14 protein-coding genes and 1 tRNA gene are annotated in these 14,106 nt (G+C 59.4%); 9 read left to right on the top strand and 6 right to left on the bottom strand.

Annotated features, from left to right (window positions below):
* Position 1 precedes the first annotated feature (1 nt).
* From ACMQ11_RS03035 to ACMQ11_RS03025, 3 genes are all read left to right on the top strand, one after another.
* Positions 2-1,450, top strand: a complete 1,449-nt coding sequence (locus ACMQ11_RS03035; RefSeq protein WP_418991193.1) for a fimbrillin family protein — start codon at positions 2-4, stop codon at positions 1,448-1,450.
* Positions 1,451-1,607: 157 nt separating this feature from the next.
* A complete protein-coding gene (locus tag ACMQ11_RS03030) occupies positions 1,608-1,868 on the top strand; it encodes a TIGR03905 family TSCPD domain-containing protein (RefSeq protein WP_418991192.1) in 261 nt (86 codons plus the stop codon).
* An 88-nt stretch (positions 1,869-1,956) separates the two neighbouring features.
* Positions 1,957-2,427: a GlsB/YeaQ/YmgE family stress response membrane protein gene (locus ACMQ11_RS03025; protein WP_418991191.1), complete on the top strand. Its 471-nt coding sequence runs from the start codon at positions 1,957-1,959 to the stop codon at positions 2,425-2,427.
* Between the two features lie 16 nt (positions 2,428-2,443).
* Here the strand turns inward: ACMQ11_RS03025 and ACMQ11_RS03020 are convergent.
* Positions 2,444-2,514 (bottom strand) — tRNA-Gln (locus ACMQ11_RS03020).
* A gap of 167 nt (positions 2,515-2,681) precedes the next feature.
* Here ACMQ11_RS03020 and nhaD point away from each other — a divergent pair.
* Positions 2,682-4,016, top strand: coding sequence for a sodium:proton antiporter NhaD (nhaD, locus tag ACMQ11_RS03015; protein ID WP_418991190.1), 1,335 nt, complete (start codon positions 2,682-2,684; stop codon positions 4,014-4,016).
* A 6-nt stretch (positions 4,017-4,022) separates the two neighbouring features.
* Here nhaD and ACMQ11_RS03010 read toward each other — a convergent pair whose 3' ends face one another.
* Both ACMQ11_RS03010 and ACMQ11_RS03005 read right to left on the bottom strand, forming a co-directional pair.
* Positions 4,023-4,847 (bottom strand): VanW family protein, encoded by an 825-nt coding sequence (locus ACMQ11_RS03010; protein WP_418991189.1) that lies wholly within the window; start codon positions 4,845-4,847, stop codon positions 4,023-4,025.
* A gap of 2 nt (positions 4,848-4,849) precedes the next feature.
* Positions 4,850-5,224 (bottom strand): thioesterase family protein, encoded by a 375-nt coding sequence (locus ACMQ11_RS03005; protein ID WP_418991188.1) that lies wholly within the window; start codon positions 5,222-5,224, stop codon positions 4,850-4,852.
* Between the two features lie 79 nt (positions 5,225-5,303).
* On the opposite strand from ACMQ11_RS03005, the gene ACMQ11_RS03000 reads away from it, so the two are divergent.
* Entirely contained in the window at positions 5,304-5,876 is a 573-nt protein-coding gene (locus tag ACMQ11_RS03000; protein ID WP_418991186.1) for a DUF4294 domain-containing protein, read from the top strand.
* Here ACMQ11_RS03000 and ACMQ11_RS02995 read toward each other — a convergent pair.
* Complete coding sequence (locus ACMQ11_RS02995) at positions 5,873-6,517, bottom strand: hypothetical protein (RefSeq protein ID WP_418991185.1); 645 nt, start codon at positions 6,515-6,517, stop codon at positions 5,873-5,875. The genes ACMQ11_RS03000 and ACMQ11_RS02995 overlap by 4 nt on opposite strands.
* A gap of 210 nt (positions 6,518-6,727) precedes the next feature.
* On the opposite strand from ACMQ11_RS02995, the gene ffh reads away from it, so the two are divergent.
* Positions 6,728-8,053 (top strand): signal recognition particle protein, encoded by a 1,326-nt coding sequence (gene ffh / locus ACMQ11_RS02990; protein WP_418991183.1) that lies wholly within the window; start codon positions 6,728-6,730, stop codon positions 8,051-8,053.
* 135 nt (positions 8,054-8,188) lie between these two features.
* Here the strand turns inward: ffh and ACMQ11_RS02985 are convergent, their stop codons facing one another.
* Both ACMQ11_RS02985 and ACMQ11_RS02980 read right to left on the bottom strand, forming a co-directional pair.
* The gene (locus ACMQ11_RS02985; protein WP_418991182.1) at positions 8,189-8,893 is read right to left on the bottom strand and encodes an energy transducer TonB; all 705 of its coding nucleotides are present in this window, start codon (positions 8,891-8,893) and stop codon (positions 8,189-8,191) included.
* Between the two features lie 98 nt (positions 8,894-8,991).
* Positions 8,992-9,600: a nitroreductase family protein gene (locus ACMQ11_RS02980; RefSeq protein ID WP_418991181.1), complete on the bottom strand. Its 609-nt coding sequence runs from the start codon at positions 9,598-9,600 to the stop codon at positions 8,992-8,994.
* A 150-nt stretch (positions 9,601-9,750) separates the two neighbouring features.
* Here ACMQ11_RS02980 and era point away from each other — a divergent pair, with 150 nt between their 5' ends.
* From era to ACMQ11_RS02965, 3 genes are read left to right on the top strand one after another with little or no spacing between them, the layout of a single operon-like run.
* Positions 9,751-10,632 carry a GTPase Era gene (gene era / locus ACMQ11_RS02975; protein ID WP_418991180.1) on the top strand — a complete coding sequence of 294 codons (882 nt, stop codon included), beginning with the start codon at positions 9,751-9,753 and terminating at the stop codon, positions 10,630-10,632.
* Positions 10,633-10,678: 46 nt separating this feature from the next.
* Positions 10,679-12,667, top strand: a complete 1,989-nt coding sequence (locus ACMQ11_RS02970; protein WP_418991179.1) for a tetratricopeptide repeat protein — start codon at positions 10,679-10,681, stop codon at positions 12,665-12,667.
* Between the two features lie 19 nt (positions 12,668-12,686).
* Positions 12,687-14,075: an MFS transporter gene (locus tag ACMQ11_RS02965; RefSeq protein ID WP_418991178.1), complete on the top strand. Its 1,389-nt coding sequence runs from the start codon at positions 12,687-12,689 to the stop codon at positions 14,073-14,075.
* Positions 14,076-14,106: the final 31 nt, after the last annotated feature.

Below are 14,106 nucleotides of genomic sequence, written 5' to 3'. Positions count from 1 at the left end.
CATGAAACCAATGACCACCTGCAAAACAGCCTGCACCCTCTGCGCCCTGCTGCTCGCCGCGGCCTGCGGCAAGGAGGAGTTCGCCGTCCCCCCCCCGGCCGGCGGCGCACCGCAGGAGATACGCTTCGAAATCGCCATAGCCACAGCCGCTGCCACGCCCTGCGGCGCATCCACCCGCGTGGCGACGAACACGGATTTCACCTCCTCTTTCACCGCCGGCGACCGCGTGGGCCTCTTCATCGTCAAGGGCGATGGCGCCCTGCAATCGGCGGGCAACTGGGTTGACAACGCCCCGATGACTTTCGACGGCACCACGTGGACCTGCGACCTGCCCGCTGGCAAGGACGTTTACCCAAAAGACGGCAAGCCACTTAGTTTCTACGCTTATTATCCCTACCGCCCGGAGGGTGTAGACCCGCTGGCAATGCCTTTTACCGTCCAGACGGACCAAAGCACTACGGGACTTTCGGCAAGCTACCTCCTGACGGCAAGCACTCCGAACGTGGACAAGACGGCCGACCCCGTGTCTCTCACGTTCCGTCACAAGCTGGCGCTGGTGCGGGTGAAGCTCGCCGACGGCCCCGCCGACAAGGACAAGGCGCCCCGCCCGGCGGACGTCGTGACGCTCAAAGGGAGGCAACCGTCCGCCACGCTCAACCTGGCGACGGGCGACGTCGCCACCTCCGGCGCAGCCACCGACATCCGGATGCACTACAACTCCGCCGAAAAGTGCTGGTACGCCCTCGTCCCCCAGCAGAACGTCCCGCAGGGCAGCGTACTCCTCACGTTCGAATGGACCTACCTCACGACCCTCTCGCACCGCCCGTCCCGCAGTTTCAACCTGATCCGGAGCGAGGTGAAGCCGCTCGACCTGACCATCGACGTCAACCTGACCGTCGACCCAAACCATGTATACAAGGTCGGCGACATCTATCCCTACGTGGGTTTCAGCGGCAAAAAAGGTGTAGTCTTCGAGGTGAGCAACGGCGGCAAGTCGGGCAAGATCGTCGGCCTGAGGCGGATGGAAGGGGTTCTTGTATGGTCGACGGAACTCGTCTTTACCAATATAAGCGATGACGATAACGGGCGCGTGAATATGGAAGGCTTCCGCAAGCGGGACGGCAAATTCGAAAAGTATCCGGCAATGAAGTGGGTGGACGGTCTGAATCGGCAGGGAACAACCTACGGAGCCCAGTCCACCGGAGTTTGGTATCTGCCGGCACTGAACGAAATGAGAGCGGTATGTAGTGAACAGAACCGGGAAATTCTGACCCCGGTATTGAAAGAGCTCGGGATAGAAAATCCCTTTCCTGAGTATAAGTTTGCCTGGACTTCAACAGATTGGACGAATATCAATGTAGCGACAGTTCATTTAGAAAACGGGCTGGGGATGGCTCTGAGTAAAGACGACGCTGTAACCAATTGTACCTGGCCCGTCATGGCCTTCTGACCGCTGCGGTATCACCGGATTATTGTCTTCCCGCCAGATCGAGAGGGCTGAGGCGCGCTGAGCAAAAAAGGGTCATCTTGGGGCCAAAGATTCTGCAAAAAATAAGCGTTCTTTGCGGATCTTCATATCTTTGCACCCGCAAACAACACACAAACCAATGACCGCAAAAATAGTTTACCCCTGTGAGGGCACCTGCTCGCGGCAGATCGACATCGAACTCGAAGAGGAGATAATCCGCAGCGTCGCGTTTACGGGCGGCTGCCACGGCAACCAGCAGGGCATCGCCGCGCTGGTGCGCGGCATGACGGCTGCCGAAGCCATCGAGAGGCTGGCAGGCATCGACTGCCGCGGCAAGGGCACCTCGTGTCCCGACCAGCTGGCCCGTGCGCTCGGGCAGGCGCTCGAAGCAAAGAGGTGATCGGCAGGCCGAAAAGCCAATCGGACCGCCCCTGCGCGCAACTCGGGCAGGGATTTTGCACGGTATAGCGGTATAAAACCGTATAGTCATGTATTTCCTGTGGTATGTTCTGATCGGCCTGGCTGCCGGAATGATCGCCCGATTTCTGGTTCGGGGCGACCGTCGCACGCTCTTCATCTATCTGATCGTCGGCGTGGTCGGGGCCGTGCTGGGAGGGTGGCTGCTCTCGCTGTTCGGATTCGTCGCGCCGGGCTCGCTCGCCAGCGTGGTACTGGCCATCGTCGGCGCCGGCGTACTGCTCTGGTTCGCGGCGGCGGTGGCGCACCGCCCGATGCGCGACGTGGATGATACCGTGCGGGAACAGGCCGAAGAGGAGAATCGGGAAACCCTGGAGCTCTTTTCGGAGAAGATCGACCGCTCGACTCCGTGCGCCGAGCAGCCGGAACCGGAACCGAAGCAGGTGAAGCCCGCCGCCGGGAGACGCCCCGCAAATGTCCGACGGAAAACGAACGGTCCGCAGAAGAAAACGACTGCCGATAACAGAAAAGAGAGGTCCTGAGACCTCTCTTTTTGCGTTGAGCTGCCAGGACTCGAACCTGGAACGACAGAACCAAAATCTGCTGTGTTACCATTACACCACAGCTCAAACAACTGCTCGGAAGCGACGCAAAGATAAGCAAAAATTCGCAAACTCCAACCCCGGGGCCGAAAAATGACGGGCAACCGGTTTCGTTTCAGCGATTCGGGTTGCGGCCCGGCCCGGAAATTGCCTTGTCGAGCGAAACACCGGAACCGCATATAAACAAGGAAAATATGATCCCGACAATGATCGTGCTCTTCGTGGTGGGCTACCTCTTCATCGCCCTGGAGCACAAAATCCGAATCAACAAATCGGCCGTTGCGCTGCTGATGTGCGGCGCTATCTGGACCGTCTTCAGTCTCGCGGGGCACGACCAGCGGATCGGCACCGAGCTGGTCGATCAGTTGGGGAACACCTGCGAGATACTGGTCTACCTGATCGGAGCCATGACCATCGTCGATCTGATCGACTCGCACGGCGGGTTCAATATCATCACCGACCACATCACCACGCGCAACAAGCACAAGCTCCTGTGGCTGCTGGCACTCATCACTTTCTTCATGTCGGCCGTGCTGGACAACATGACCACCACCATCATCATGGTGATGCTGCTGCGCCGCATCATCGCCGACCAGCAGGAGCGCTGGGTATTCGCCGGCCTGATCGTGATCGCCGCAAACAGCGGCGGCGCCTGGTCGCCCATCGGCGACGTGACGACGATCATGCTCTGGATGCGCGGCAACGTCTCGGCCGGAGCGCTCATCTACAACCTGTTTCTGCCCTGCGTGGTGTCGGTGGTCATCCCCGCGTTCCTCGCCTGCCGTTACATTTCGAACACCGACACGGTAGCCGTTGCGACCGAACCGCCGGCAGAGGAGCTTCCGGCAGGAATCGGACCGCGGCTGAGCCGCCTGATCCTCATCACGGGCGTTGCGAGCCTGCTGTTCGTGCCCCTCTTCAAGGAGCTGACCGGGCTGCCGCCCTACATGGGCATGATCATTTCGCTGGGGGCCATGTGGCTGCTCACCGAGATCATCTACGACCGCAAGCAAAACATGGCCCGGACCAACCAGCCGCGTGTACCCAAGGTGCTCAAACGGATCGACATGCCGACGATCCTCTTCTTTCTGGGAATCCTGATGGCCGTGGCGGCGCTTCAGTCCGCAGGCGTACTGACCGACATGGCGCAGTGGCTCGATAAGCAGGTCCACGAGGTGTTCGCCATCACGGGCGTGATCGGGCTGCTTTCGTCGGTGGTGGACAACGTACCGCTGGTGGCCGCCTCGATGGGCATGTACCCCATTGCGGATGCCGCCTCGATTGCGGCGAGCAGCGACCCGGCATTCATGCGGTCGTTCGTCGCCGACGGCCTGTTCTGGCACCTGTTGACCTACTGCGCCGGCGTGGGCGGCAGCCTGCTGATTATCGGCTCGGCGGCGGGCGTGGTGGCGATGGGGCTGGAAAAGATCAATTTCACCTGGTATTTCAAGAAGATCTCCCTGCTGGCTTTCGCAGGTTACCTGGCGGGTATCGGGGTGATCTGGCTCGAACACCTCATCGGATTCTGATTCAGGCTACCGCCGCGCATTCTCTTCCAGAAACGGAGCGTACATCATCAGGGCGTCGTTGCGCGTGACGAACTGCACGTCGACGCACCGACCCCGGTCGTCGTACACCTCGCGGTAAAGTTCGTTGCGGCGGCTGTAACCGCCCCAGTATTCGGGCGTCATGCGGTGGTTGCGTTCGACCACGCGGTAAGTGTATTCGGGTCGCCGGTCGGCACGCCACTCCCCCTCGAGGTACTCCGTGCCGACGCGGACATGCAGGCGGAATGTGGTCTCAGTGTCATTGCGGATCATCAGATCGCGGTAGGGATAGACGCACGTGGCGCCGCTGCCGAACGGCTGCGTGCGGCCGCAGTCGGGAAAAACGTCGTAAGAGTGGCGGTAACGCTCCACGACGGTCAGGGGCGTGTGCAGCGTCATCCAGTAGACGAGATTCGACAGCTGGCACAACCCGCCGCCCGTGCCGGGACGGAATGTCCCGCAGAAGAGCACGATCCCCTCCAGATACCCTTTGCGAGCGGTCGGACGTCCGATCAGCCGCCAGTAGCTGAACGTCTCGCCCGGGCGGAGCGTCACCCCGTCCAGCCGCCTAGCGGCCAGTTTGAGGTTGACGATCTTATTGTGCTGGTACTGCATGTCCACGTCCCTGAGTTTGCGCAGCAAGGGAGTACGGTGGCTGAAATGCAGGTAGGGCGTGGCGGGCGCGGAGGCTCTGCGTGCGAAGCGGATACCTCCGAAATACCACAGCGCATAGCGCTGAAGCGTGTACCACAAGCGGCCGCACCACAGACGCAGCCGCGAACGGTGCAGCGGACGAGGTCCGGGCGCTTCCACGGCTATTTCACTTTCGAGAGGAACTTTTCGCGGTCCACGACGTAGCGGATATGCACCCCCTCGCCGATCATTCCCTCGGCGTCGCGCGCACCGACGTTGAACGTCAGTTTGCGCCCCTCGACCTCGGTGAGTACGGCCGTGGCCGTGATTTCGGCCCCGATGCCCGAGGGCTTGATATGCGTGCAGTTCATCTCCGCACCGACGGTCGTGGAGCCCGCGGGCAGCGCAGCGGCCACGGCCGTCATCGCGGCGTTCTCCATCAGCGCCACCATCGCCGGCGTGGCGAATACGGGCATGTCGCCCGATCCCATCCTCTCTGCCGTGTTCTCCCCGGCGACCGTCGTGCGGCTCTGAGCCGACAATCCTTTCTCCAACATACTATCTGCTTTACGGATTCCGTTTTTACGATAAATCGAGTTATCTTTGCCGTCAAAGGTACGAATTTTCTCCCTGACAATGAAAAAATGGCTCTTGCTTCTGTTCGCTCTCGCCGCCGCGCTCCCCGGGGCGCAGGCGCAGGGCGGTCATGGATTCTGGCACCAGGAGTGGACGGTAGAGCGGGGAGACTCGATTCCGCTGATCCACTCGCTGCCGGTCTATGTCTTCAGCCGCCCGGTCGATCTGCGTCGTTACCGCCGGCTGGTGGAGGCCGTCAAACGGGTCTACCCCATCGCCAAGATCGCCAAGGCCCGGATGGCCGAGATGGAGGAGGAGTTGTGCCGCCTGCCGACCAAAAAGGCGCAGAAAGCCTACATCCGGGAGGTGTACCACCAGATCAAAGAGGAATACACCCCCGTGCTGAAGCACATGACCCGCACGCAGGGCCGCGTGCTGCTCAAGCTGATCGACCGTGAAACGGAATACACGGCCTACGAGGTGCTGCGCGAGTTCCGCGGCGGTTTCGTGGCCGGCTTCTGGCAGGGCGTGTCGCGCATCTTCGGTCAGAACCTCAAATCGGAGTACGACAAGGAGAAAGAGGACCGGATGATCGAGCAGATCGTGATCTATTACGAGGCCGGGCTGCTTTAGAAATTGAACGCCAGCCCGACGCCCAGACCCATGTAGGAGCGCGAGGGACGGAAATCGCCCTCCCGGAAATTGTCCGTGAGGTAACAGTGGTAAGTGAAATCGCCGAACAGGTCGAAGCGCCAGATGGGGATTATCAACCTGACGCCGGCGTCGAACGTGCAGGAAAAGCGCTGCCGCACCACGTAGGACGCGTCTGCCGGGCCATACGACGCATTTGCGGAGAACGGCCCGAACATCATGCCCGGCGTGACGCCCGCGTGGAATTCGAACGCCGAGGGCAGGATCGAGAGCAGCACGTTGAAGAAAGTGCTGCCCGCATCGGCCGTCGAACCGCTGTACAAATCGGGGGCGTATCTGCCGTTGTAATAGTTATTGCTGACACTGCTCTGTTGGCTTTCGCGGCGCCAGGCCGAGGCGATGCGTCCCGTGCGCCACGAGAATTGCAGCGGCACGGAGAAATAGTCGCGCACATCCTCGTCGACAAAGACGTTCAGTCCCGTACGGAACCCGATATTGTAAAAGTTGTAGCGGGCATAGTCGATTGAAAAGGCCTGCAACTCGGGACCGCGCCCGTCGCCCACGTAGAGCTGCGCCCCGTAGCGCAGGCCCAACTGGTTGTCGAACGATCGGCGGCGGGGCATTTCACGCGGTTCGTCTATCGGAACAAGCGTTTGCGCGGCGGAGGCCCCGTACAAGACGGTAAGCAACACTGAGGCAAGGAGTCTCTTCATTGCAAAAAAGGTTGGGTTCGGGGGATAAACATAAGACAAATTTCCGAAACGACAAAATGCCGTCAGCGAATTGTGCTTTCTAAATTATTCGCTATCTTTGTGGGCAAAATTTCTCAGGTCATGTTTGAAAACTTAACCGACAAACTCGAACGGTCGTTCAAAATACTCAAGGGCGAGGGCCGCATCACGGAGATCAATATCGCCGAGACGCTCAAGGAGATTCGCCGCGCCCTGATAGACGCCGACGTCAACTACAAGGTCGCCAAGTCGTTCACTGACGAGGTGAAGCAGAAAGCGCTGGGCCAGAACGTACTCACGGCCGTGAAGCCGGGACAGATGATGACCAAGATCGTCCGCGACTCACTGGCCGAACTGATGGGCGGCACGGCCGCGGAGATCCGGTTGGAGGGAACGCCGGCCGTCATCCTGATCGCGGGTCTGCAAGGTTCGGGTAAGACGACTTTCTCGGGCAAGCTGGCCTCGCTGCTGAAAACGAAGAAAGGCCGTCAGGTGCTGCTCGTCGCGGGCGACGTCTACCGCCCCGCGGCCATCGATCAGCTCAAGGTGCTCGGCGGCCAGATCGGCGTCGAGGTCTACACCGAAGAGGGAAACCGTAATCCGGTCGAGATCGCCGAAAACGCCATCCGGTACGCCCGCCAGAAATCGTACAACGTCGTGATCGTCGATACCGCGGGCCGTCTGGCCGTGGACGAGGCGATGATGCAGGAGATCACCGCCATCAAGGCCGCCGTGAAGCCCTCCGAAACCCTCTTCGTCGTGGATGCCATGACGGGTCAGGACGCCGTGAATACCGCCCGGGAGTTCAACGACCGGCTCGATTTCGACGGCGTGGTGCTGACTAAACTCGACGGCGACACGCGCGGCGGCGCCGCCATTTCGATCCGTTCGGTGGTCGACAAACCACTCAAGTTCATCTCCAGCGGCGAAAAGATGGACGCCTTGCAGGTCTTCCATCCCGAGCGCATGGCCGACCGTATTCTGGGCATGGGCGACGTCGTGTCGCTCGTGGAGCGCGCCCAGGAGCAGTTCGACGAGGAGGAGGCGCGCCGGATCAAGAAAAAGCTGGTCAAAAACCAGTTCAATTTCAACGATTTCATCTCGCAGATTCAGCAGATCAAGAAGATGGGCAATCTCAAGGACCTGGCCGGAATGCTTCCCGGCATGGGCAAGATGCTCAAGAACGTCGACATTCCGGACGACGTGTTCAAGCAGACCGAGGCCATCATCTCGTCGATGACCCCCGCCGAACGCGAACGGCCCGAGATCATCAACGCCCGCCGCCGCGAACGCATCGCCAAGGGTTCGGGCACGACGATGGCCGACGTGAACCGGCTGATGAAGCAGTTCGAGGACACGCGCAAGATGATGAAAGCCGTGGCCGGCGGCGGCATGAAAATGCCCAAGATGCCGGGGATGCGGCGGTAGCTGAATTTGCGACTTGCAGGATCGGGATTTTTAGAAAAAGACTCGTCCCCGGCAGCGTATCGCTGTCGGGGACGAAAAATTCAACCCGGAAATTCGGGCGCTTCCGATTCCTGTCTGACCGGGAATTTCCGTCCTTTAGAATTCCGATTTGGCAAAGGCTTCTTCCATCCATTTGACGAGTTCCCCGCTCTGCTTCCGATCGTAGCCGGTGCGGCTTACATAATCGCCCTTTCTGTTATAGAAAAAAAGGATCGTAGGGACCTCTTGTGCACCATACTCATCCCGAAAACCGTAGCAATTTTCATAAGAACCGGTATCCTCGTCACGCATCACGACATAGCGCTCGTATCGTCCCTCGTAGGCTTTCAACAGCGTATGCCAGGCATTGAACAAAGATCGGGAGGGAACGCAACCAAAATCGGACAGGATCAACACGACTACCGGCTTGTCTACGATGGGAAGCAGCGCACGCAGATTAGCCACACTTATAGTTCGGTATTCCAGTCTTTTCTCCTTTCTTTTTGCCAGCAACTGAGAGCGTTCGATAAAATCGACCGATATCATGGTTTGAGTTCTTACCGTGCTGTTTTTCGATCTTCCCGGCGTCCACTTGGGAGCTGATCTCATGACACGATAAACCTCTTCGGTCAATGAATTGTCGGGGGAACGTACACATTTGAAATTGGACAGGGAGCCGTCTTTTTCCACAACGAACTGAACAAAAACTTGAGTCGATTCCGGCTGTCGTTCAAACGTATGTTGTCTTCCACCCACTCCGAAAACCGGGTCGTGCAATTCAGAGAGCCTTGGAACCGGAGCCCTTCGACCATCACCGGCCAATAAATATCGTTGTCCTCACTATCTTGTTGCGCGAAAGATACGTGCGCAAACAAAAAGCCTGCAAGCAGAATTACGATTCTTTTCATAACAGCGATCATTTACTCCGTCCAGCCGTTGCGGCGGACTTTCGCAGGGTCCCATTTCTCTTTCGGTGCCGGGGTTTCGGCCGGGTAGCCTAACGGAATGACATTGAGCGGCACAACGCTCCGGGGCAAACCGAGGACATTGCGCAGGGCCCGTACCCGGTCCTCATAGGAGTAGACCCCGGTCCAGACGGCGCCCAGCCCGATGGCATGGGCGGCCAGCAGCAGATTCTCGGTAGCGGCTGCGGCATCCTGCACCCACCAGCCGTGATTCGACGCCCCGCCCGATTCGGTCAGCACCCCGCACACCACCACGGCCAGCGGAGCCCGGGCCGCCATTTTGGCATAAGGCAGCGAATCGGCCAGCTGCGCGAGCAGTTTCGGATCGTCGACCACAACGAATGCCCACGGCTGTCGGTTGCGGGCCGAGGGAGCCGCCATCGCGGCCCGCAGGAGCAGTTCGACCGTGTCGGCGCTGACCGCACGCTGCTCGAAAGAGCGGATGCTCGTGCGCGAAGCGATCGCATTCAGCACAGCCTCTCCGCTATCCACGGTGCGATTCTGGGCGCACGAGACGACGAGAAGAGCCGCCAGCGCACCCGCCAACAATTTCCCTGTTTTCATAACCACATCTTTTTTCGGTTCGGACAAATATAGGCAAAATTCCTGAAAACGTCCTCGCAAAGAGATCGCTTGCAGGCAAATTTATCGTCCCGAGGGTTGCACGCGGCGCTTTTTATCGCTACCTTTGTCCGGATAGATCACTTTTGAACCATGCATAAATCGGGCTTTGTTAACATCATCGGCAACCCCAACGTCGGCAAATCGACGCTGATGAACGCCCTGGTCGGCGAAAAACTCTCCATCATCACCTCCAAGGCGCAGACCACGCGCCACCGCATCATGGGCATCGTCTCGGGCAAGGAGTTCCAGATCGTCTACTCCGACACGCCGGGCATACTCAAACCCGCCTACAAGTTGCAGGAGTCGATGATGAAATTCGTCACGGGCGCCCTGACCGATGCCGACATCATCCTCTACGTGACCGACACGGTGGAGCAGGGCGACCGCTCGTCGGAGGTCGTCGAGCAGATTCGTTGCAGCGGCATTCCTACGATCGTTGTCATCAACAAGATCGACCTCACGACACCCGAAGCGCTCGACACGCTGGTCGAAAAATGGCAGCAGGAGCTGCCCCAGGCGCGGATCGTCCCCGCGTCGGCCAAGGAGCATTTCAACATCGAGGGGCTTTTCCGCACCGTGCTCGACCTGCTGCCCGAGGGTCCGGCGTTCTACCCCAAGGAGACGCTCACGGACAAGACGCTGCGTTTCTTCGCCTCGGAAATCATCCGCGAGAAGATACTCAAATTCTACGACAAGGAGATACCCTATTGCACCGAGATCGTGATCGAAAGCTACAAAGAGGAGCCCGCGATCGATCGCATCGCCGCCACGATCTACGTCGCGCGCGACTCGCAGAAAGGCATTCTGATCGGTCACAAGGGTGAGAAACTGAAACGGGTGGGAAAGGCCGCGCGCGAAGACATGGAGGAGTTTCTGGGCAAAAAGGTCTTTCTCGAACTCTTCGTCAAAGTCAGCGACGACTGGCGCAACAACCCCCGCCAGCTGCGCCGGTTCGGTTACGAACAGGAATAATAAAATGCAGCGGCGGTACGTTAGAAAGGCAGTCATTCGGGTAGAAATGCGAAAATTCATCCTTGCAATCGTTCTGGGCGCAGCCCTCGTGTGCGGCTCGAAAGCGCATGCGCAGTACAACCGGGAGTATTTCTTCTGGGTGGGACGTTCGTGCATGATGAACAACGATTACCAGGAGGCCATCCGCACGCTCAACACGCTGCTGCGCTTCGACGAGGATGCTTTCGAGGGTTATTTCCTGCGCGGCATCGCCAAATACAACCTCGACGACCTGCTGGGCGCCGAGGCCGACTTTTCGACGGCCATCCGCCTCAATCCGGTCTACACGCAGGCCTACACCTACCGCGCCATCACGCGCTCACGGCTGGGCAACTACGACGATGCGTTGCAGGATTTCCGCGAGGCGATCGACCTGAGGCCCGACCTGCCCGGTCCCTATTACAGCCGGGGCGTGACGCGCCTCTTGAACCAGCAGTTCCACGAAGCCATCGACGATTTCGACAAGTTCATCCGTCAGGAGAACAAGGTCGCCGACGCCTATATCTGCCGGGGTCTGAGTTACCTCCACCTCAAGGATACTACACGCGCCTACGACAATTTCAACACCGCGATCCGCACCAACCGCGAGAATCCCAACGGCTACAACCGCCGGGGCGGTCTCTACATGGAGCAAAAACGCTTCCGCGAGGCCGAAGCCGATTTCAACAAGGCCATCTCGTGCGACTCGACCTACCTTTTGTCCTATTTCAACCGCGCGCTGGTCTACTCGGACACCAACCGCCCGATGCTGGCGCTCGCGGATTTCGACAAGGTGATCCAGCTCGACTCGACCAATTCGCTGACCTATTTCAACCGGGCCATGCTCCGCACGCAGATCGGCGACTACAACCGGGCACTCGAAGATTACGACAAGGTGGCGCTCTATTCGCCCAACAACGTCTTGGTTTACTACAATCGGGCGGGCGTCCACGCCCAGTTGGGCGAGATCGAAAAGGCCGTGGCGGACTACTCTTCGGCCATCGAACTTTACCCCGATTTTGCCAACGCCTACATCTACCGCAGCCGGCTGAGAGAGTTGCTGCGCGATCCCCAGGGAGCGAAAAAGGACCGTGATGCGGCCCAACGGAAGATCGCCGAATACCGCTCGCGCCTCAGCGACAGCACCTACTCGATCTATGCCGACACCACGCAGCGCTTCGACCGCCTGCTCTCGTTCGACAGCAAGTTCTCGGGCGGCAGCTTCGACCGCATCACGGGTCACAACGGCGGCCGCGAGGAGATGCGCCTGCTGCCCCTGTTCAAGTTCACGCTCATGCGGCCCGACTCGGTGCCCGTCGTCGAGCGCTACCACCTGCAACGGGTCGAGGATTTCCGCAAGCGGATCGACAACGAGTTCCTGGCCCTCTCGTGGCGAGAGAGCAACATGGCGGCCGACACGCTCCTGATGCTCGACAAGCAATATGTGCAGGAGATGAAAGCACAGGACCCCGCGTGGACCGTCCTGTTCGAGCGCGGCATTACGCAGTCGCTCATCAAGCAGTACACCAACTCGGTGAATACCTATTCGACGGCCATCGAACTCAATCCGTCCAATCCGTTCCTCTACCTCAACCGTTCGACCACGCGGGCCGAGATGATCGATTTCATCTCGTCGATCGACAACTCCTACCAGCGGATCACCATCGACTCGGACCCGGCCAACCGGCTGAATAACAACTCAAAACGCACGTACAGCTACGACGAGGCGGTGGCCGATCTGAACAAGGCGCTCAAGCTCTTCCCCGATTTCGCCTACGCCTACTACAACCGCGCCAACCTCCGCGCCCTCTCGGGCAGCCTGCCCGAAGCGTTCGAGGACTACACCCGAGCCATCGAACTGAATCCCTGGTTCGCCGAGGCGTACTACAACCGCGGGATCATCCAGATCTTCATGAAAGACACGCGCAAGGGGTGTCTCGACCTCTCGAAAGCCGGCGAGCTGGGCATTACGGAGGCGTACGAGGTGCTCAAGCGCTACTCGCAGACCGAAAACTAACTCTAAACCCGATAAATCCATGGTAGAAACTATCCAACGCAAACTCAACGACTCGCGGCTCGCCCGGTGGACGGCACTGATCCTGATCGCGCTGACGATGTTCTTCGGCTACATGTTCGTCGACATGATGTCGCCGCTGCAAAGCATGATCGAGGTGCAGCGGGGCTGGACCTCCGATGTCTTCGGCATGTATGGAAGCTCGGAGTTCATCCTCAATGTCTTCGGCTTTTTGATCCTCGCGGGCATCATCCTCGACAAGACGGGCATTCGCTTCACGGGCGAACTGTCCGCTTCGCTGATGTTCATCGGCGCCTGCATCAAGTACTACGCCATCAGCGAGGCATTCATCGGCTCGGGCGTCGAGCAGTGGTTTAATTCGTGGTGGGTCTCGTTCCCCGCGTCGGCCAAGGTCGCTTCGCTGGGCTTCATGATCTTCGGCTGCGGCTGTGAAATGGCCGGCATCACCGTCTCGAAAGCCATCGCCAAGTGGTTCGAGGGCAAGGAGATGGCTCTTGCCATGGGGCTCGAAATGGCCATCGCCCGCGTGGGCGTCTTCGCCGTCTTCTCGCTCTCTCCGTGGCTGGCCGGCATGGCTCCCGCATCGGTTGTGCGGCCCGTGGCATTCTGCACGGTGCTGCTGCTGATCGGCCTGATGACTTTCACGATCTTCACGTTTATGGACCGCAAACTCGACAGGCAGTTAGGTATCAAGGCCAAAGGCGAGGGTTCCTCCGAGGAGGAGTTCCGCGTCAGCGATCTGGGCAAGATCTTCGGAAGCAAGGTCTTCTGGATCGTCGCCCTGCTGTGCGTGCTCTACTATTCGGCGATCTTCCCGTTCCAGCGCTTCGCCACCAATATGCTCGAAAGCAACCTCGGCATCTCTGCCAAGACGGCGGCCAGCATCTTCCGCTGGTTCCCGATGGGCGCCGCAGCCATCACGCCCCTGTTGGGCAGCTACCTCGACCACAAGGGCAAGGGCGCCACGATGCTGATCTTCGGCGCGCTGCTGATGATCGTCTGCCACCTCACTTTCGCATTTGTCCTGCCGGCATTCCCGAGCATCGTGCTGGCCTACGGCGCCATCGTCCTGCTGGGCATCTCCTTTTCGCTGGTTCCAGCGGCCCTCTGGCCCTCGGTGCCGAAGATCATGGAGACCCGCTACCTGGGTTCGGCCTACTCGCTGATCTTCTGGATTCAGAACATCGGCCTCTGCCTTTTCCCGGCCATCATCGGTTATGCACTGAAATTCAGCAACCCCGGTCATGTCGAAGGCACGGCTTACAACTATACGCTCCCGATGGTGATCTTCGCCTCATGCGGCGTGGCAGCCATGTTCCTGGGTCTGTGGCTCAAGGCCGTGGACCGCAGGAAAGGGTACGGTCTGGAGCTTCCCAATATCAAGAAGTAGCCCGGCTGCGTAAATAAATGAAGAGAGGGGC

The organism is Alistipes sp. (genome assembly GCF_048465575.1).
Lineage (GTDB): Bacteria > Bacteroidota > Bacteroidia > Bacteroidales > Rikenellaceae > Alistipes.
This window is presented reverse-complemented; position numbering and strand designations above follow the sequence as displayed.

Bases quoted from the DNA above. Each gene is read 5' to 3' on its own strand.
- ACMQ11_RS03025 (WP_418991191.1), top strand. From the start codon at position 1,957: ATGTATTTCCTGTGGTATGTTCTGATCGGCCTGGCTGCCGGAATGATC.
- nhaD (WP_418991190.1), top strand. From the start codon at position 2,682: ATGATCCCGACAATGATCGTGCTCTTCGTGGTGGGCTACCTCTTCATC.
- ACMQ11_RS02980 (WP_418991181.1), bottom strand. From the start codon at position 9,600: ATGAAAACAGGGAAATTGTTGGCGGGTGCGCTGGCGGCTCTTCTCGTC.
- ACMQ11_RS03035 (WP_418991193.1), top strand. From the start codon at position 2: ATGAAACCAATGACCACCTGCAAAACAGCCTGCACCCTCTGCGCCCTG.
- ACMQ11_RS03030 (WP_418991192.1), top strand. From the start codon at position 1,608: ATGACCGCAAAAATAGTTTACCCCTGTGAGGGCACCTGCTCGCGGCAG.
- ACMQ11_RS03005 (WP_418991188.1), bottom strand. From the start codon at position 5,224: ATGTTGGAGAAAGGATTGTCGGCTCAGAGCCGCACGACGGTCGCCGGG.
- ACMQ11_RS02970 (WP_418991179.1), top strand. From the start codon at position 10,679: ATGCGAAAATTCATCCTTGCAATCGTTCTGGGCGCAGCCCTCGTGTGC.
- ACMQ11_RS02965 (WP_418991178.1), top strand. From the start codon at position 12,687: ATGGTAGAAACTATCCAACGCAAACTCAACGACTCGCGGCTCGCCCGG.
- ffh (WP_418991183.1), top strand. From the start codon at position 6,728: ATGTTTGAAAACTTAACCGACAAACTCGAACGGTCGTTCAAAATACTC.
- ACMQ11_RS02995 (WP_418991185.1), bottom strand. From the start codon at position 6,517: ATGCCCCGCCGCCGATCGTTCGACAACCAGTTGGGCCTGCGCTACGGG.
- era (WP_418991180.1), top strand. From the start codon at position 9,751: ATGCATAAATCGGGCTTTGTTAACATCATCGGCAACCCCAACGTCGGC.
- ACMQ11_RS03000 (WP_418991186.1), top strand. From the start codon at position 5,304: ATGAAAAAATGGCTCTTGCTTCTGTTCGCTCTCGCCGCCGCGCTCCCC.